Source organism: Halomonas alkalicola, assembly GCF_030704205.1.
In the GTDB taxonomy this organism is placed as follows: Bacteria; Pseudomonadota; Gammaproteobacteria; order Pseudomonadales; family Halomonadaceae; genus Halomonas; species Halomonas alkalicola.
The window spans coordinates 150,053-167,566 of record NZ_CP131913.1 but is presented as its reverse complement, the minus strand read 5'-3'; the positions used below and the strand labels follow the sequence as shown (position 1 = coordinate 167,566).

Below are 17,514 nucleotides of genomic sequence, written 5' to 3'. Positions count from 1 at the left end.
CCCGTGAACGACTCCATGTCCATACCCCACCTGATCATGAGCGCCAGTACCGTGGTGCAGCTGGTCATGCTGCTGCTCACGGTGGGCTCGATCCTCTCCTGGGTCGTGATCTTCCAGCGCACCTTCGTGATGCGCCGTGCCAAGCAGACCCACCAGGCCTTCGAGGAGCGCTTCTGGTCCGGCGTCGACCTCAACGAGCTCTACCGGGAGACCCCGGCGGAGCAGGAGACCCAGGGCGCCGAGCACGTGTTCCGCGCCGGCTTCCGCGAATTCAACCGCCTGTTGCCCAAGACCAAGAGCCCCCAGGCGATCCTCGATGGCGTCCAGCGCAGCATGCGGGTGGCCTGGTCCCGGGAGGAGGAGCGCCTCAGCCTGCACCTGGTGTTCCTGGCCACCGTGGCCTCGGCCAGCCCCTATATCGGCCTGTTCGGCACCGTCTGGGGCATCATGGGCTCCTTCCAGGCGCTCTCCATGACCCAGCAGGCGACGCTAGCTACCGTGGCCCCCTGGATCGCCGAGGCGTTGATCGCCACCGCCATGGGGCTGTTCGCCGCCATCCCGGCGGTGATCTTCTACAACCGCCTGTCGTCAGAATCCGCGCGGCTGCTGGGCAAGTACGAGGACTTCGCCGAGGAGTTCCACTCCATCCTGCACCGCAACCTGCAGGGCCGGGCCGAATCCGGCGCCGCCTGAGGGAGTCTGGCCATGCATGGACCTTTCAATCGCAGCGGGCGCAAGCCCATGGGCGAAATCAACGTCGTGCCCTTCATCGACGTCATGCTGGTGCTGCTGGTGATCTTCATGATCACCGCCCCCATGATGACCCAGGGCGCGCAGGTGGATCTGCCCCAGGTGACCTCCGAGCCCATCGAGAACGCCGATGAGAGTGACCCGATCATCGTCTCGGTGGATCGCGACGGCGGCTACTACCTCTCCATCGGCGGCGAGGAGAGCGCCGTGGACCTCGACGAGCTCGCCGATCGGGTGATCATCCTGCTCGAGCGCCGCCCCGGCACGCCGGTGATGGTGCGCGGGGATCGCAGCGTCTCCTATGGCCAGGTGGTCACCCTGATGAGCACCCTGCAGGTGGCCGGCGTGGCCAACGTCGGACTGATCTCCGAACCGCCCTCCGGAGAAGGCTGAGGATTATCGATGGCCACACAGGACCCACGGGTAGGGTACGGCCTGCCGACGATCCTCGCGGTGGCGCTGCACGTGGTGGTGGTGCTGTTCAGCGTGATCAGCCTGCCCAGCCGCGAGCCGGAACCGACCTCATCCTCCATCGTCCAGGCGACCCTGGTCAGCACCGAGACGGTGACCGACCAGGCGCAGCGTGCCGAGGCGGCGCGCTCGCGCGCCCTGGCGCGGGAAGCGGAGGAGCAGCGTCAGGCCGAGGAGGCCGCCCGCGAGGCAGAGGAGGCGGCTGCCGCCGTCGAGGCCGCGCGTCAGGCGGAGCAGGAGGCCGAGACCCAGGCTCAGGAAGAGGCCCGTCGTGCCGCCGAGGCGGCCGAGGCCGACGCCGCCCGGCGCGCCGAAGAGGCCGAACGCCAGGCCCAGCAGCGTGAGGAGCAGCGCGTTCAGCAGGAAGAGGCCGAACGGCAGCGTCAGGCCGAGGCGGAAGCCGAGCGACAGCGTCAGGCCGAGGCGGAAGCCGAGCGACAGCGCCAGGCCGAGGCGGAAGCCGAGCGACAGCGCCAGGCCGAAGCGGAAGCCGAACGGCAGCGTCAGGCCGAGGCAGAGGCCGAGCGCCAGCGCCAGGCCGAGGCGGAAGCCGAACGCCAGCGTCAGGCCGAGGCAGAGGCCGAGCGCCAGCGCCAGGCCGAGGCGGAAGCCGAACGCCAGCGTCAGGCCGAGGCGGAAGCCGAGCGTCAGCGCCAGGCCGAAGCCGAACGCCAGCGTCAGGCCGAGGAAGAGGCCCGTCGTCAGCGCGAAGCGGAGGAGCAGCGCCGCCGGGAGCAGGAGGCCCAGCGCCAGCGCGAGGCCGAGGAAGCCGCGCGCCGCGCCGCCGAGGCGGCGAGCCAGGGGCTCGATCGCGCCATCGATGGCGAGAGCGACGCCGTCGCCAATGCGCGACAGGGCCAGGAGGCCGCCAACAGCTTCATCAACCTGGTCCGCCGCGCGGTGGAGCAGGCCTGGGTGATTCCCCCCAATGTACCGGGCGGTGCCACCGCGGAGGTCGCGGTGCGTCTCGGCCCTTCCGGCGAGCTGTTCGGCGCCTCGATCACCCGCAGCAGCGGCGACAGCGCCTTCGATCGCTCGGCGATCCAGGCGGTCGAGGCCGCGGCACCGTTCGCAGAACTGCGACAGTTGCCAGCCAACCTGCAACGGGACTACCGTCAATTCAATCTGCGTTTCACACCGGGAGACGTGCGCTGATGAAAGCCCTGATCACTTCCTGGCTGACGGCTCTGCTGCTGATCTTCAGCGGCCTGGCCCAGGCCAACCTGACCATCGAGATCACCCGCGGCAGTGACCGGGCGACCCCGGTCGCCGTGGTGCCCTTCGCCGGCGGCGACGACTTCCCCGAGGACGTCGCCCAGGTGATCCACGACAATCTGGAGCGCAGCGGCTACTTCGACCCGCTGCCGCGCCGCCAGATGATCGACCGCCCCAGCGAGAGCGACGAGGTGCGCTATGGCACCTGGCGCAGCCTGGACGTGCGCTACCTGGTGGTGGGGCGCGCCAGCCGGGAAGGCAACGGCTACCGCCTGCGCTATGAGCTGATGGACGTCAGCGGCGAGCGCCGCATGCTGGGGGAGGTGGTCACCGCCGACCAGAACGAACTGCGCGGCGCCGCCCCCTACATCAGCGACCAGATCTTCGAGGCGATCACCGGCATTCGCGGTGCCTTCTCGACCCGCATCGCCTACGTGACGGCCCAGGGCGTGGGTGACAACATGCAGTTCACCCTCTACGTGGCGGATGCCGACGGTCGCAACAGCCAGCAGGTGCTGAGCTCGCGGGAGCCGATCCTGTCGCCGGCCTGGTCGCCCGACGGGCGCCGCCTGGCCTATGTCTCCTTCGAGACCGAGCGGCCGGCGATCTATATCCAGGATCTGGCCTCGGGCCAGCGGGTGCGCGCGACCTCCTTCCAGGGCATCAACGGGGCGCCGGCCTGGTCACCGGATGGCCGCCGCCTGGCCATGTCCCTCTCCAAGGATGGGCGGCCGGAGATCTACGTGATGGATATCGCCAGCCGGGACTTCCAGCGCATCACCAACAGCGCGAGCATCGATACCGAGCCCGCCTGGGCGCCCGACGGCCGCAGCCTGCTCTTCACCTCGGATCGCAGCGGCGGGCCGCAGCTCTACCGCCACGACTTCTCCAGCGGCGAGCAGAAGCGGCTCACCTTCACCGGCAACTACAACGCCCGCGGGCGCTTCTCGCCGGATGGCGAAGCGATCTTCCTGATTCACCGTTCCAGCAACGGTTTCCAGGTGGCGCGACAGGATCTCGACAGCGGGCGACTGGTGGTGCTCAGCGACTCGCGTTTCGATGAATCTCCCAGTGTTGCCCCCAACGGGACCATGGTAATCTTCGCCACCCAGCAGGGTAACAGCGGGGTATTGGGGGCAGTGACCGCCGACGGACGTGCGTCCTTCCGGCTGCCTTCCGCATCGGGCGACGTGCGTGAACCCGCATGGTCTCCCTTTCTCAACTGACCACAGTGATGTTGGTGCTCTTCGATTCAGCAAGGAGTAACACAATGCAACTCAAGCCCTACGCCAGGACCCTGGCGGTCGCTCTGTCCCTGGCCTTCGTGGCAGGTTGTTCCAGCAGTGGCGGGACCCAGGACGGGTCCATGGACAGTTCCCGCACCGGCAACGGCGTGGCCGGCAGCGGCGTCTCCGGTAGCCAGGTAGGCGGCACCGGTTTCGGCAGCGGCACCGCAGGCCAGGAGGCCGATGGCCGCATCCCCCAGCAGCGCACCATCTACTTCGAGTTCGACAGCGACCGCATCCGCAGCGAGTTCGAGCCGGTGCTGGCCGCCCACGCCCGCTACCTGCGCGAGAACGGCAACTCCCGCGTGGTCCTGCAGGGCCATACCGATGAGCGTGGCACCCGCGAGTACAACATGGCACTGGGCGAGCGTCGTGCCCGCTCCGTGGAGCGCTTCCTCTCCGTGCAGGGCGTGTCCCCCTCCCAGATGGAAGTGGTGAGCTATGGCGAGGAGCGTCCGGCCGCCCGCGGCCAGAACGAGGAAGCCCACGCCCAGAACCGTCGGGTCGTCTTCGCCTACTGAGTCGTCGGCACCCGCGTCGATGGAGACACGCATGAAACACGGTCTGAAAGGACTGTGCGGCGCGGGAGCCCTGGTGCTCCCGCTGTCCGTATGGCTCCCCGCAGTCGCGCAGCAGCCGGTGGTCGAAGACCTCACCTCCCAGCCGCGCACCTTCTACCAGCAGACGGAAACCCGCGAGGCCGCGGGCGGCAGCCTGGTGATCTTCAACCAGGTCCAGCAGCACGAAGAGGAGATTCGTCAGCTGCGTGGCCAGGTCGAGGAGCTTCGGCACCAGCTCGAGCAGCTGCGCCGCCAGACTCGCGACCAGTACCTGGACCTCGAGGACAGGCTCGCCACAGCGCCGGTCGGCGTCGGCGGGGATGCGAGCGCTCAGGTCGATGACGAGGCCGCACGCCAGGTGGCCCAGGCACCGTCGCCCAGCGGCGCGAGCCCCGAGGCCCAGCAGGCCTATCAGCAGGCCTTCGCCAGGGTCCAGGCCCGGGAGTTCAGCGAGGCCATCGGCGCCTTCGAACGCTTCGTGGCCCAGCACCCCGACAACAGCCTGACCGCCAATGCCTACTACTGGCTGGGGGAGCTGCACGCCGCGGAGGGCGACCTCGAGGCGGCCGAGCGCGAGTTCCGCACCGTGCTCGACGACTTCCCGCAGAGCAACAAGGTGCCCGACTCCCTCTACAAGCTGGGCCTGCTCAAGGCGCGCCAGGGCGACCCCCAGGCCAGCCGCGAGCTGCTCGAACGGGTGCGCGAAGACTACCCGGACACCACCGCGGCGGGCCTGGCCAACGACTTCCTGCGCCAGTCCGGCAACTGATCACCAAGGAGACCCCATGACGACCTGCAAGATCGACTATCAGGCCCCTGCGGACCTGCTCAAGGACCGCATCATCCTGGTAACGGGCGCGGGCGACGGGATCGGCCGGGCCGCAGCCCTGACCTTTGCCCGTTACGGGGCCACGGTGATCCTGCTGGGCCGCACCATCGCCAAGCTGGAGAAGGTCTACGACGAGATCGAGGCCGCCGGCGGCCCTCAGCCGGCGATCTTCCCGCTCAACTTCGAGGGCGCCACCCTCAAGGACTACCACGACATGGCCGAGACCCTGGACCGGGAGTTCGGCCGCCTCGACGGTATCCTGCACAACGCCGGCCTGCTGGGGCGCATCACGCCCTTCGAGCAGTACAATCCGGAGCTGTGGGAGCAGGTGATGCAGGTCAACTTCAACGGTCCCGTCTGGATGACCCAGGCGCTGCTGCCGCTGCTCAAGGCGTCCGCGGATGCCTCGCTGGTGTTCACCTCCTCCAGCGTCGGACGCCGCGGGCGTGCCTACTGGGGGGCCTACGTGGTCTCCAAGTTTGCCACCGAGGGGTTCATGGAGGTGCTGGCCGACGAGGTCGAGCACCTGGGCAACGTGCGGGTCAACAGCCTGAATCCCGGCGCCACCCGCACCCAGATGCGCAAGCAGGCCTACCCGGGCGAGCTGCCGGAGACCCTGCGCACTCCCGAGGAGATCATGCCCACCTACCTGTGGCTGATGGGCGCGGAGAGCCGCGGCCACAACGGCGAGACATTCGACGCTCAGCCGCCGAAGGAGTAACCGCCCGACAACAGGCTCATGGGGTCAGGCCTGTGCGGTGTCGACCAGGCCCACCACGGTGGGCCTGGTGGCCGGGTCGGGGTCTGCGCCCGTGGCGACCGGGCCTGTCCCGGCGCCACTCACACTGTTTCCCGTCATCCTTGCAGCAGCGCGGCCACCAGCGCCTCGCCGCTCTCGAACCAGAGATCGGCGGGCCAGGCGCGATAGTCGTCGCCTTCCTCCACATAGCCCCAGCCCACCGCCACGGCCGCCATGCCGGCAGCGCGGGCGGCCTGGATGTCGCGCAGGTGGTCGCCCAGGTACCAGCAGGCCTGGGGCGCCACCGCAAGACGGCGGGCGGCCTCCAGCAGCGGGGCTGGGTCCGGCTTCTTCACCGGCAGGTCGTCGGCACACAGCAGCGCCCCCGGGGCCAGCCCCAGGGCAGCCACCAGAGGCTCGGCATAGGCCCGCGGCTTGTTGGTGACGATGCCCCAGGGGCGCTCGGCACCCTCCCACTGCTCCAGCAGCCGCACCAGCGGCGGGAAGACGCGGCTCTCGTCGGCCACCGCCTCGCCGTAGGCGGCGAGCAGGAAGGTGCGCGCCTCGTCGTGGCCCTCGGCCTCCCTGGCGAGTCCGAGTGCCAGGGTCACCAGAGCGCTGCCGCCATTGGAGACCTGGGCGCGGATCACCGGATAGGGCAGGGGGGCGAGCCCATGGTGGGCGCGCAGGGCATTGGTGGCCCGGGCCAGGTCCGGCGCGGTATCCACCAGGGTGCCGTCGAGGTCGAAGAGCAGAGCGGCCGGACGCGTCGCGGTGATCACTCGGCCTCCCGGCGGCAGTGCATCAGGTAGTTCACCGAGACGTCGGTGGGGTGCAGGCGGTAGCGCCGGGTCAGCGGGTTGTAGACCAGGCCGCTCTGCTCCTGGATCTCGAGGTGTGCCGCGCGGCACCAGCCGGCCAGCTCCGCCGGGCGGATGAACTTCTCGTAGTCGTGGGTCCCGCGGGGCAGCAGGCGCAGCAGGTATTCCGCGCCGAGGATCGCCAGGGCATAGGCCTTGGGGTTGCGGTTGAGGGTGGAGAAGAAGAGCTGACCGCCGGGCTTGACCAGGGTGGCGCAGGCGCGCACCACCGAAGCCGGATCGGGCACGTGCTCGAGCATCTCCAGGCAGGTCACCACGTCGAACTCGCCGGGCCTTTCCTCGGCCAGCGCCTCCACGCTGATGCGGCGATAGTCGACCTCGACGCCGCTCTCCTCGGCATGCAGCCTGGCCACCGCCAGGGGCGCCTCGCCGAGATCGATGCCGGTGACCCGGGCGCCGCGATGGGCCATCGCCTCGGCCAGGATGCCGCCGCCGCAGCCCACGTCCACCACTCGCTTGCCGGCCAGGCCCGCGCGGGCATCGATGAAGTCCAGGCGCAGCGGGTTGATCTCATGGAGCGGCTTGAACTCGCTCTCCGGGTCCCACCAGCGGCTGGCCAGGGCCTCGAACTTGGCAATCTCGCCGGGGTCGACGTTGCCCGCTTGCGTCTGACTTGCGCCCATCTGAGCTCTCCGTTCAGGAATCACGATGCAGTCCTAACCATGGATGTTGCCTGGCCGGCACAGTGGCAGGGCCAGGCTCGTCCGGTATCATGGCACCATTCTACCCGCTCTTGAGGCCGCATTCCCATGGCCAGGGGCGGGAGTCGCCTGGCGCGACGCGGCGGGGCTCTCAGGGTCCGGCCGCGTCGTGGCCATTCACAGACGATGACGTTACGGACAAGGATTTCACCATGATCAAGAAGGCCGTGCTTCCCGTCGCCGGCTTCGGCACCCGCTGCCTGCCGGCCTCCAAGGCAATTCCCAAGGAGATGATCACCATCGTTGACCGTCCGGTGATCCAGTACGTGGTCGAGGAGGCGGTCGCCGCCGGCATCCGCGATATCGTGCTGGTGACCCATGGCAGCAAGTCGGCCATCGAGAACCACTTCGACAAGCACTTCGAGCTGGAGGCGAGCCTCGAGGCCAAGGGCAAGCACGAGCTGCTCGCCGAGCTGCGCAGCATCGTGCCGGAGGACGTCAATATCATCAGCGTGCGCCAGCCCGAGCCCCTGGGGCTCGGCCATGCCGTGCTCTGCGCCCGCCCGGTGGTGGGTGACGACGAGCCCTTTGCGGTGCTGCTCCCCGACGTGCTGGTGGATGCCGAGGGCCTCGAACGCAACGACCTGGCCTGCATGCTCGGTGCCTTCGACGCCAGCGGCCGCGCCCAGCTGATGGTGGAGGAGGTGCCCCGCGAGCTGACCTACAAGTACGGCATCGTCGATACCGGGGGCGAGACACCCGCACCCGGCGAGTCGCACCCGCTGGCCGGCGTGGTGGAGAAGCCGCCGGTGGAGGAGGCGCCCTCCAACCTGGCGGTGATCGGCCGCTACGCGCTGCCCGGCAGCATCTTCCAGCTGCTGGCCGAGACGGCCCCGGGGGCCGGGGGCGAGATCCAGCTCACCGACGCCATCGAGACCCTCCGCCAGCGCGAGGGCGTCGGTGCCTTCCGCATGCGCGGCAAGACCTATGACTGCGGTCACCAGCTCGGCTACCTGGAAGCGATCCTCGCCTACGGACGCCGCCATGCCCGCTACGGCGAGGGATTCCGCGAGCTGCTCACCCGCTACGCCGACGAGGCCTGACGCCATGCGTGTGCTGATCCATGGCAGTGAACTGGCCGCGGCCACCGCCGCCGCCGCGCTCTCCTCGGTGGGCCATCGCGTCACCTGGCTTCCCCATCCCGAGACGCCCTGGGCAGAGCTCGAGCACGCCGACTGGCTGCGCCGCGAGCCCCGGCTGCTGGCCCAGTTGGAGGAGAGCCGCCAGGGCGGCAGCCTGCGGCTTGTCGAGACCCTCGAGGCGGCGCGCCCCGCCGACCAGGAGGTGCTCTGGCTGGCGGTCTCCCCCGGGCAGCGCGGCGACCTGGCCCCCCTGCTGGCCGCCCTTGCCGGCGGCGCCGCGACCCTGCTGGTGGTCAACAACTCCACCTTCCCGGTGGGCGAGACCGAGCGCCTGGAGGCCCAGCTCGAGGGCCGCGGCCGGACGGTCTCCCTGCCGGACCTGCTGGAGGAGGGGCGCGCCTGGGACACCTTCACGCGCCCCGGGCGCTGGCTGCTCGGCAGCGACGATGCCACCGCCGAGGCGCAGATGCGTGAGCTGCTGCGGGCCTTCAACCGCCGCAGCGAGGTGATCCAGCGCATGCCGCGCCGCGCCGCCGAGCTCACCAAGTTCGCCATCAACGGCATGCTGGCCACCCGCATCAGCTACATGAACGAGATGGCCGGCCTGGCCGACAGCCTGGGCGTCGACGTCGAGTACGTGCGCCGGGGCATGGGGGCGGATTCCCGCATCGGCTACGAGTATCTCTACCCCGGCTGCGGCTTCGGCGGCCCCAACTTCTCCCGGGACCTGATGCGCCTGGCCGACGTCCAGTCCGCCAGCGGGCGGCGCTCGGCGCTGCTCGAGCAGGTGCTCGACATCAACGAGCACAAGAAGGAGACCCTGTTCCGCAAGCTGTGGTCTCACTTCCATGGTCGCCTCGAGGGGCGCACCGTGGCCATCTGGGGTGCGGCGTTCAAGCCTGGCACGGCGCGCATCGACCATGCCCCGGTGCTGCGCCTGCTGCGGGCGCTGTGGGCGGAGGGGGTGCGGGTCCGGCTCCACGATCCCGCGGCGATTCCGGCACTGCTGGATGAGGTGGGCGAGCAGCCGCTGCTGGAGGTGTTCGACGGCGATCCCCACGTCGCCTGCGAGGGCGCCTGCGCGCTGATGCTGGTGACCGAATGGAAGGCCTACTGGAACCCCGACTGGGAACGGCTCGCCGGCCTGCTGGGGGAGGGCCTGCTGCTGGATGGCCGCAACATCTTCGACCCGGGCTGGGTGGCCGCCCAGGGCCTGCACTATCGGGGCATCGGCCGTCGCGCGGATCCCTGACCGTCTCGGGCCTTCCCATCACAGCAAGCGGCCCCGCCAATGGCGGGGCCGCTCGTCTCTACCGGGCGTCAGCGACGCCTGACGTGCCTGCCGATCAGCCGGCGAAGTTCTGGGCGACGAACTCCCAGTTCAGCACGTTCCACACGCTCTCCAGGTACTTCGGACGGGCGTTGCGGTAGTCGATGTAGTAGGCATGCTCCCACACGTCGATGGTCATCAGCGGGGTCTGGCCATGGGCGATCGGGGTGTCGGCGTTGCTGGTGTTGACGATGTCGACGCCGCCGTCCTCGGTCTTGATCAGCCAGGTCCAGCCGGAGCCGAAGTTGGCCACGGCGTTGGCGTTGAAGGTCTCCTTGAACTTCTCGAAGGAGCCGAACTTGGCGTTGATGGCGTCGGCCAGGGCGCCTGAGGGCTCGCCGCCGCCGTTGGGCGCCAGGCAGTGCCAGTAGAAGGTGTGGTTCCACACCTGGGCCGCCTGGTTGAAGAGGCCGCCGGAGGAGGACTTGATGATCTCTTCCAGAGACTTGCTGGCATCAGCGGTGCCTTCGGTCAGCTCGTTGAGCTTGGTCACGTAGGCCTGGTGGTGCTTGCCGTAGTGGTACTCGAGGGTCTCGGCGGAGATGTGCGGCTCCAGAGCGTTCTTGTCGTACGGCAGGGCGGGCAGTTCAAATGCCATTCAGGTTTCTCCTCGGGTCGTCACAATGAGTCACAGCGATCGTCCATGGTGGGTATTCCTTGCCTGGACTTCAAGGGGGCCGCTCCGTTGGCCGGACCCCGTGCGCCGTGGGGCAAAAAAACCTTACACTACGGCGACGCTGTACAGGGTGCCGCGGCATCATAGCACCCGTCGCAGGGGGCGCCAATTGTGCCCCCCGCCCACCGCCAGAGAAGGAGTTGACCATGGCTGATCGCCATGAGGACCGCCGTCATGCCGCCTCCATCGTCCCCGATCCCGAGGCCAGCCTGGCCTCCCGGCGCTGGCGGAGACCGCCGCCGCCCCGGGTATGGCCGCTGTGGCTGCTGGTCCTGGGGCTGGCCGCCGCCGGGGGCGGGGCGGGCTATCTGGCCTGGGAGGAGCGTGCGCGCCTCGATGCCGAAGTGGCCCGGCTTTCCGGGGAGCTCTCCAATGTCCATGCGCGCTTCGACGCGGCCCTCGGCGAGGGCGAGGCGCTCACCGACATCGAGGCACGCCTGACGGCCCTCGTGCGTCGCGACGAAGCCCACGACGGGCTGCTGGCGGTGCTCGAGGAGGACCTTGCCGCGGGGCTGGAGGCCCAGGAGGCCCGCCACGACGCCCTTCAGCAGCGCCTCGTGCGCATCGCCGAGGCCGCCGCCACCCGCGAGGCGATGCTGGCGGCGACCCAGCTCTCCCTGGATGCCCTGGAGCGCGCCGGCGCAGAGGGGCGGGCCGCCCTGGGCGATGCCCTCGAGGCCCAGCGCGGCCAGCTGGACGACCTGGCCGAGGTCCAGGCCAGCGAGCGCCGTCGCCTGGACGCGCTGGACGAGCGACTCGGCCAGCTGGCCGTCGAGAGCGGCCAGGACGAGGCCGTGGCGCGCCTCGAGGCCGACCAGCAGGCCCTGGCCGAGCGCCTCTCCGAGGCCGAGGAGGCCGCCGAGCGTCAGCGTCAGAGCCTCGAGGAGCAGCTGGCCGCCCTGGGAGGGGAGGTTGAAGCCCTCGCCGCGGCAAGGGATGATGAGGGCAGCGCGCAGGAGGCCCTGGCGGCCCGCCTCGCGGCCCTGGCGGTGGAAGTCGGGGAGCTGCGGCGCAGCCAGCTTGCGCTGAGTGCGCGCCTGGAGGCCCTGCGTCCCTGATGGCGACTTGCCATGGGGGCGGGAAAACGAGTCGCATGGAGCGAAGGCGTCGAGAGATGGGAGATCATGTGGGAAAACGCCTGGGAACCGCGACTCTGGTGGCGGCCCTTGCCCTGATGCCGGGCGGGGCCCTTGCCCTGGATGTTCGCATCGACGGCATCGACGGCAACGTGGCCGAGAACATCCGCCACTACCTGGACGGGCTGGACCCCGAGCAGTTCAGCCGCGCCCGGGTCGAGGGCGAGGCCCAGCGCCGCACCCGCGAGGCGATGCGGGTCTACGGCTACTACGAGCCCGATATCCGGCTGCGCCTCGACGACCGCGACCCGCCGCGCCACGTCGAGCTGGCCATCGACCCCGGCCCCCGCGTCACCATCGAGCGCCTCTCCTTTCGCCTGGCCGGCGATGCCCGCGAGGACCCACCCTTCCAGGAGGCCATCGACGCCTTTCCCCTGGCCGTGGGCGACCCCCTGGTGCATGCCCCCTACGACCGCCTGCGAGCCCGGCTGGCCAACCTGTCCCTGGAGCGGGGCTACTTCGACTGGCGCTTCACCGACCGCCGCATGGAGGTACGCCCCTTCGCCGAGAGCGCGCGGCTCTACCTCGCCCTGGACAGCGGGCCCCGCTATCGCTTCGGCAACGTCACCCTGAGCGGCAGCCATATCGAGCCCGAGCGCCTGCGCAACATGCTGACCTTCGCCCCCGGCGACCCCTACCTGGCCGGCGAGCTGGCTCGCTACAACCAGGGCCTCGGCCAGACCCGCTGGTTCGGCTCGATCACCGTGCGCCCCCGGCTGATCGAGGGCGAGGCGCTGTTTCGCGACGCCGACGCAGACGCCGACGCCGCGTCAGCCGAGGCAGACGGCTGGTGGGGCGAGCTCGAGGCCTCGCCCCCGGAGGTCGAGACGCCGACCCTGACCATGGCCGCGGTCGACGCGGCCGCCGCGGTGGGGCGTCGCGGCCCCCCCGAGGTGCCGGTCGACGTCACCCTCACACCGGCCGATCGTCACCAGTTCGAGGTGGGGGTGGGCTTCGCCACTGACGTGGGGCCGCGGCTGCGCTTCTCCTGGGACCAGCCGTGGATCAACCGCTATGGCCATGGGCTGGACCACGACCTCTTCATCTCGGCGCCGGAGCAGCGCTTTTCCGGGGTCTACAGCATGCCGCTGGATGATCCGCTGCGCGACAGCTACCGCTTCCAGTACGGCTTTCGGCATCGCGACAACAAGGATACCCGCTCGCTGGAGGCGACCCTCGAGGGCGCGCGGCGCTGGGAGTTCGAGAACCGCTGGGTGCAGACGATCTACGTGCGCAGTACCTTCGAGGACTTCACCCAGGGCGGCGACGACGAGCAGGTGGTGATCCTCTACCCCGGCGTCAGCTGGTCGCGGACCCGGACCCGCAATCCCACCTTCCCCACCTGGGGGGATCGCCAGCGCATCGCCTTCGAGGTCTCCGACGGCGCCTGGGGCTCCGACGCCGACTTCCTGCGCGTGACCGGCGAGACCCAGTGGATCCGCCTGTTCGGCGACGACATGCGCCTGGTGACCGGCATGGGCATCGGCGCCATCGAGACCGATGACTTCAGCAAGATCCCCCCCTCGCTGCGCTTCTTCGCCGGCGGTGACCGCAGCGTGCGCGGCTATGGCTACGAGAGCCTCTCGCCCCGCAACGAGGAGGGCAAGCTGACCGGTGGCCAGCAGCTGTTGACCGCCAGCGTGGAGCTGCAGCGACGGCTGACCGGCGACTGGTGGGGCGCCGCCTTCGTCGACACCGGCGACGCCTTCGAGGAGTGGGGGCCCGATGACCTCAACACCGGTGCCGGCCTCGGCGTTCGCTGGATCTCTCCGGTGGGCCCCATCCGTTTCGACATCGCTCACCCCTTCGACGACGAGGACAATGCGTGGCGCATCCACTTCGCCATCGGTCCAGAGTTCTGAGCCTGCTCTGGGCCCTGTTTCGCCTGCTGATCCTGCTGCCGCTCACCCTGCTGGGGCTGGCCATCCTGGCCCTGGGCCTGGCGCTCTCCCCCTGGGGCACGGGGCTACTGCTGGATGCCGGGGCGCGCCAGGGGTTCTACCAGCTGGAGAGCCATGAGGGCGCGCCGCTCGATCGCCTGGTGCTGCACGGGTTCAAGCTCGAGGCCGGTCCGGCCCGCGTGGCGCTCGAGCGCCTCGAGCTCGCCTGGGCCGACGACTGCCTGCTGCAGGGGCGGCTCTGCCTGGACACCCTGGCGGTGGACGGCGCTCGGATCCGAGTCGGGGCGGGCGAGGAGGGCGACGACGACCCGGCGCCCGCCGGCGAGCCCCTGGAGGAGATCCGTCTGCCGTTTCCGGTGGAGCTGCGCACCCTGGCCTTCAACGATGTGGAGGTGATGCTGGCCGATGGCACCCGGCTGCGCTGGGACACCTTCACCAGCGGAGCGCTGGCCGAGGAGCAGAGCGTCACCCTGCGCCCCACGCGCCTGGCCGGCATGCGGCTGCTGCTGCCCCTGTCGCCGGGCGCCCGGCTCGCCCTGAGCGAGGCCGAGCACGAGGGGCCGCGCATCGCCGCCGCCGCCATCGATGCCGCCATCGCCGTGCGCTCGCCGTTGCCGGCGGAAGTGGCCGCGGAGCTCGAGGGGCTCGCCGCCACGCCGCTCGCCGAGCAGCCCCGTCGCGAGCTGCCCGAGATCCACCTGCCGCTGCGCCTGGAGGTCCCGGAGCTGCTGGTGGAGGACAGCGCCGTGGAAGGCGCCGTGGAGTACGGCATACGGCGCCTGGCCCTGACGCTCTCCGCCAGCGGTCACGACGTGGAGCTCCACCCCCTGGAGGTGAGCAGCCGCGACGCCGATGCCCGCCTCCAGGCGCGGGTCTCGCTGCGCGATGACTACCCGCTCGAGGCGCGACTGCAGAGCGCCCTGTGGTTGCCGGACCGCCTTCCCGAGCTTGCCGGACAGCGCATCGACCTGGCCCTGGACGGCAGCCTGGCCGAGCTGCTGGTGCGGCTGCAGCTGGAGGGGCCAGTCAACGCCGCCCTGGATGCGCGACTGGATGCGCTGGAGCCGACGCTGCCCTTCAGCGCCTCGCTGGCCAGCGACCTGGTGCAGTGGCCGCTGCCCGGCGCCATGTCGGAGGAGGAGGAGGCCGCCCCCGAGCCCTGGCTGGTAGAGGAGCTGACGCTGCGCGCCGAGGGCCGCCTGACCGACTACCGGCTGGCCGCCTCGCTGATGGTGGAGGGCCCCGAGGTCCCCTTCACCCGGGTGGCGCTGGCCGGCAGCGGCGATCTCGAGCACTTCGCCTGGACCCCGCTCTCGATCAGCCTCGCCGGCGGCTCCCTGGTGACCCGCGGACGCGTCGACTGGGCCGAGGAGCTGGCGGTGGAGGCCGTGGCGCGCCTGGATCGCGTGGAGCCCGGGCGCTTCGTGGAGGGGCTCGACGGGCGCCTCGACGGCGACATCGCGGCGAGCTTCACCCAGTCGGCAGAGGGCTGGCAATTGGCCATCCCGACCCTCTCCATCAGCGGCGTGCTCCAGGAGCTGCCGCTGGCCCTCGACGCACGCCTGAGCGGCAACAGCGACATGCGCTGGGAGATCGACACCCTCGACTTCCGCCAGGGGGAGAATCGCCTCAATGCCGCCGGCCGGGTCAGCGAGGCCCTCATCGACCTGGCCGGCGAGCTGGACATGCCCAACCTCGGGAGCCTCCACGACGAGCTATCCGGCACCCTGGCCGGGCGCTTCGCCGCCGGTGGCAGCCTCGAAGCGCCCCAGCTCGACCTCGAGCTCGGCGGCGACGACCTGGCCTTCGCCCAGCATCGGGTGGACTCGCTGCGCCTGAGCGCCGATATCAGCGGCATCGAGGACCCTGCCCTCGACGTGAGCCTTGAGCTCGAGCGCCTCAACGCCGCCGGCCAGCGCTTCAGCGAGATCACCCTGGGGCTCGACGGCCGCCTCTCCGAGCATCGCCTGACCGTGGCGGCCCAGGCCGGTCGCGGCATGCCCCTGTCGCGTGCGGCCCTCGCCCTCGAGGGCGGACTCGATGGGGCCCGGGAACGCTATCGCGGCGCGCTCACGCCGCTGGAGGTCGATACCGAGTTCGGCGACATCCGCCTGGCGGAGGCGATCGCCTTCGAGGCCAACCTGCCCGCCGGCAGCGTCAGAGCCGAGCCCTTCTGCCTGCGTCGCGAGCAGGGCGGCGAGCTCTGCCTCGTCGAGACGCTCGAGGCCTCTGCCGACCGCGGGCGCGCCGCGCTGAGCCTGCGTGACCTGCCCATGTCGCTGCTCGACGAATGGGTGCCGGAGGAGTGGACCCTCGAGGGCGGAAGCGAGCTCGACCTGGTGGCCGAGTGGCGCCAGGGCGGGAGCGCCTGGCAGGCCGACCTGCGCCTTGAGAGCGACCTGGCCGTCGAGGGGCTCGATGCCTACGGCCAGCCCTGGTCGCTGCCGGCCTCACGCCTGACGGCTCGGGTCTCCGCCACCCAGGCGCGGGCCGAGGTGGACCTCGACCTGAACGTGGCCGAGGCGGGGCAGGTGGGCCTGGCGCTGACCATCGACGATCCGGCGGGGGCGGGACGACTCGACGGCCAGCTGCGCCTGGACGACCTGCGCCTCGATCGCTATCGCACCCTGGTGGCGGGCATGGAGACCCTGGAGGGGCGCCTGAATGGCCAGGTGGCCATCACCGGCACCACCCAGGTGCCCTCCCTGGACGGTCGCATCGACCTGGCCGGGCTGCGCCTGCGCGGGGCCGATGTGCCGATGTGCCGGTGGAGGTCCGCGACGGGGAGGTGGCGATCACGCTCAGCGGCGACCAGGGCCGCATAGACGGCTTCATCGCCGCCGAGGAGGGGCGCCTGGCCATTCGCGGCGATGCCGCCTGGCCCAGCGCCGACGACTGGCGCATCAGCATCGCCCTGGATGGCCGCGACCAGCCGCTGCTGGCGGTACTGCCGGCCTTCGGCCGCCTGCGCCTGGCCCCGGACATGACCGTGCTGGTGACGCCCTTGCTGCTGCAGGTGCGTGGCGAGGTGCGGGTGCCCTGGGCGAGGCTGGAGGTGGGCGAGCTGCCGCCCTCCGCCGTGTCGCCGAGCCCGGACGAGATCATCATCACCCGCCGCGACGAGGAGCGCGCGCGGCGCCAGGCCCAGCGGGCCGCCGAGGCGGCCGCGGGCGAACCCGGTGAGGAGGCCGCCGAGGCCCTGGCTCGGGCCGGCATGGCGGTCGATGTACAGCTGAACCTGCGCCTGGGCCCCGATATGCAGCTGTCGGCCTATGGCCTGGAGTCCGGCCTCTCCGGCACCCTGGAGGTCCGCCAGCAGAGCGGGCCGGTGCAGCTGTTCGGCGATGTCAGCCTGGTGGACGGCCGCTTCCGGGCCTACGGCCAGGACCTGCTGATTCGCGAGGGGCAGCTGCTGTTCAGCGGCCCGCCGGACCAGCCGCTGCTCAGCTTCGAGGCGATCCGCAACCCCAACGTCACCCAGGACGGCGTGATCGCCGGGCTGCGCGTCACCGGCACCGCCGCGGAGCCGCAGCTGCGGGTCTTCTCCGAGCCCGCCATGGACGAGGCGCGGGCGCTCTCCTACCTGCTGCGCGGCCGCGCCCCGGACGACAGCGATACCGACGGCGCCCTGACCCAGGCCCTGATCGGCCTGACCCTGGGCCAGACCGGCGGCGCCGTGGGCGCCATCGGCGAGGCCTTCGGCATCTCTGATCTCGCCCTGGAGACCGCCGGTACCGGCGAGGAGAGCCAGGTGGTGGTGACCGGGCAGCTCACCGATGACCTGCGCATCAGCTACGGGGTCGGGGTCTTCTCGCCGATCGCCGAGCTGACGCTACGCTATACCCTGTGGCGCAACCTCTACCTGCAGGCGGTCTCCGGGGCGGCCCAGGCGGTGGACCTGGTCTACGCCTTCAGCCGTCCCGGCAAGCCGCCGAGGATCACCGAGCAAGATTGATA

The 17,514-nt window shown here is 70.7% G+C and carries 16 protein-coding genes; 13 read left to right on the top strand and 3 right to left on the bottom strand.

Annotated features, from left to right (window positions below; all coding sequences use genetic code 11):
* The first annotated feature begins 3 nt into the window (after positions 1 to 3).
* Genes tolQ through B6N23_RS00835 form a run of 7 tightly spaced genes read left to right on the top strand, consistent with a single transcriptional unit; the run spans position 4 to position 5,832 of the window.
* On the top strand, positions 4 to 693 hold the full coding sequence (tolQ, locus tag B6N23_RS00865; RefSeq protein ID WP_110068797.1) for a protein TolQ: 690 nt from the start codon (positions 4 to 6) through the stop codon (positions 691 to 693).
* A 12-nt stretch (positions 694 to 705) separates the two neighbouring features.
* Complete coding sequence (tolR, locus tag B6N23_RS00860; protein ID WP_305501270.1) at positions 706 to 1,143, top strand: protein TolR; 438 nt, start codon at positions 706 to 708, stop codon at positions 1,141 to 1,143.
* Positions 1,144 to 1,152: 9 nt separating this feature from the next.
* Complete coding sequence (gene tolA, locus B6N23_RS00855; protein ID WP_305501268.1) at positions 1,153 to 2,376, top strand: cell envelope integrity protein TolA; 1,224 nt, start codon at positions 1,153 to 1,155, stop codon at positions 2,374 to 2,376.
* Positions 2,376 to 3,662: a Tol-Pal system beta propeller repeat protein TolB gene (gene tolB, locus B6N23_RS00850; protein WP_305501266.1), complete on the top strand. Its 1,287-nt coding sequence runs from the start codon at positions 2,376 to 2,378 to the stop codon at positions 3,660 to 3,662. The genes tolA and tolB overlap by 1 nt, the downstream gene beginning before the upstream one ends.
* A gap of 44 nt (positions 3,663 to 3,706) precedes the next feature.
* Entirely contained in the window at positions 3,707 to 4,243 is a 537-nt protein-coding gene (pal, locus tag B6N23_RS00845; protein ID WP_305501264.1) for a peptidoglycan-associated lipoprotein Pal, read from the top strand.
* Positions 4,244 to 4,274: 31 nt separating this feature from the next.
* Positions 4,275 to 5,051 (top strand): tol-pal system protein YbgF, encoded by a 777-nt coding sequence (gene ybgF, locus B6N23_RS00840; RefSeq protein ID WP_110068687.1) that lies wholly within the window; start codon positions 4,275 to 4,277, stop codon positions 5,049 to 5,051.
* A gap of 16 nt (positions 5,052 to 5,067) precedes the next feature.
* On the top strand, positions 5,068 to 5,832 hold the full coding sequence (locus tag B6N23_RS00835; RefSeq protein WP_305501261.1) for a YciK family oxidoreductase: 765 nt from the start codon (positions 5,068 to 5,070) through the stop codon (positions 5,830 to 5,832).
* 134 nt (positions 5,833 to 5,966) lie between these two features.
* Here B6N23_RS00835 and B6N23_RS00830 read toward each other — a convergent pair whose 3' ends face one another.
* Both B6N23_RS00830 and ubiG read right to left on the bottom strand, forming a co-directional pair.
* The gene (locus B6N23_RS00830) at positions 5,967 to 6,629 is read right to left on the bottom strand and encodes an HAD-IA family hydrolase (protein WP_110068798.1); all 663 of its coding nucleotides are present in this window, start codon (positions 6,627 to 6,629) and stop codon (positions 5,967 to 5,969) included.
* Complete coding sequence (gene ubiG, locus B6N23_RS00825; protein WP_110068689.1) at positions 6,629 to 7,354, bottom strand: bifunctional 2-polyprenyl-6-hydroxyphenol methylase/3-demethylubiquinol 3-O-methyltransferase UbiG; 726 nt, start codon at positions 7,352 to 7,354, stop codon at positions 6,629 to 6,631. Before ubiG ends, B6N23_RS00830 begins: the two co-directional genes overlap by 1 nt.
* 230 nt (positions 7,355 to 7,584) lie before the next feature.
* Here ubiG and galU point away from each other — a divergent pair, with 230 nt between their 5' ends.
* Together galU and B6N23_RS00815 are read left to right on the top strand one after the other, a co-directional pair.
* Positions 7,585 to 8,475 (top strand): UTP--glucose-1-phosphate uridylyltransferase GalU, encoded by an 891-nt coding sequence (gene galU, locus B6N23_RS00820; protein ID WP_305501258.1) that lies wholly within the window; start codon positions 7,585 to 7,587, stop codon positions 8,473 to 8,475.
* A 4-nt stretch (positions 8,476 to 8,479) separates the two neighbouring features.
* On the top strand, positions 8,480 to 9,766 hold the full coding sequence (locus tag B6N23_RS00815) for a UDP binding domain-containing protein (RefSeq protein ID WP_305501256.1): 1,287 nt from the start codon (positions 8,480 to 8,482) through the stop codon (positions 9,764 to 9,766).
* Between the two features lie 94 nt (positions 9,767 to 9,860).
* Here the strand turns inward: B6N23_RS00815 and B6N23_RS00810 are convergent, their stop codons facing one another.
* Positions 9,861 to 10,442 carry a superoxide dismutase gene (locus B6N23_RS00810; RefSeq protein WP_110068692.1) on the bottom strand — a complete coding sequence of 194 codons (582 nt, stop codon included), beginning with the start codon at positions 10,440 to 10,442 and terminating at the stop codon, positions 9,861 to 9,863.
* Positions 10,443 to 10,666: 224 nt separating this feature from the next.
* Here B6N23_RS00810 and B6N23_RS00805 point away from each other — a divergent pair, with 224 nt between their 5' ends.
* The 4 genes from B6N23_RS00805 to B6N23_RS00790 are packed head-to-tail and all read left to right on the top strand — an operon-like array spanning position 10,667 to position 17,512.
* A complete protein-coding gene (locus B6N23_RS00805; protein ID WP_302138236.1) occupies positions 10,667 to 11,578 on the top strand; it encodes a coiled-coil domain-containing protein in 912 nt (303 codons plus the stop codon).
* A 56-nt stretch (positions 11,579 to 11,634) separates the two neighbouring features.
* Positions 11,635 to 13,518, top strand: a complete 1,884-nt coding sequence (gene tamA, locus B6N23_RS00800; RefSeq protein WP_305501252.1) for an autotransporter assembly complex protein TamA — start codon at positions 11,635 to 11,637, stop codon at positions 13,516 to 13,518.
* Positions 13,482 to 16,382: a translocation/assembly module TamB domain-containing protein gene (locus B6N23_RS00795; RefSeq protein WP_305501250.1), complete on the top strand. Its 2,901-nt coding sequence runs from the start codon at positions 13,482 to 13,484 to the stop codon at positions 16,380 to 16,382. Before tamA ends, B6N23_RS00795 begins: the two co-directional genes overlap by 37 nt.
* Positions 16,346 to 17,512: a translocation/assembly module TamB domain-containing protein gene (locus B6N23_RS00790; RefSeq protein ID WP_305501248.1), complete on the top strand. Its 1,167-nt coding sequence runs from the start codon at positions 16,346 to 16,348 to the stop codon at positions 17,510 to 17,512. Before B6N23_RS00795 ends, B6N23_RS00790 begins: the two co-directional genes overlap by 37 nt.
* Positions 17,513 to 17,514: the final 2 nt, after the last annotated feature.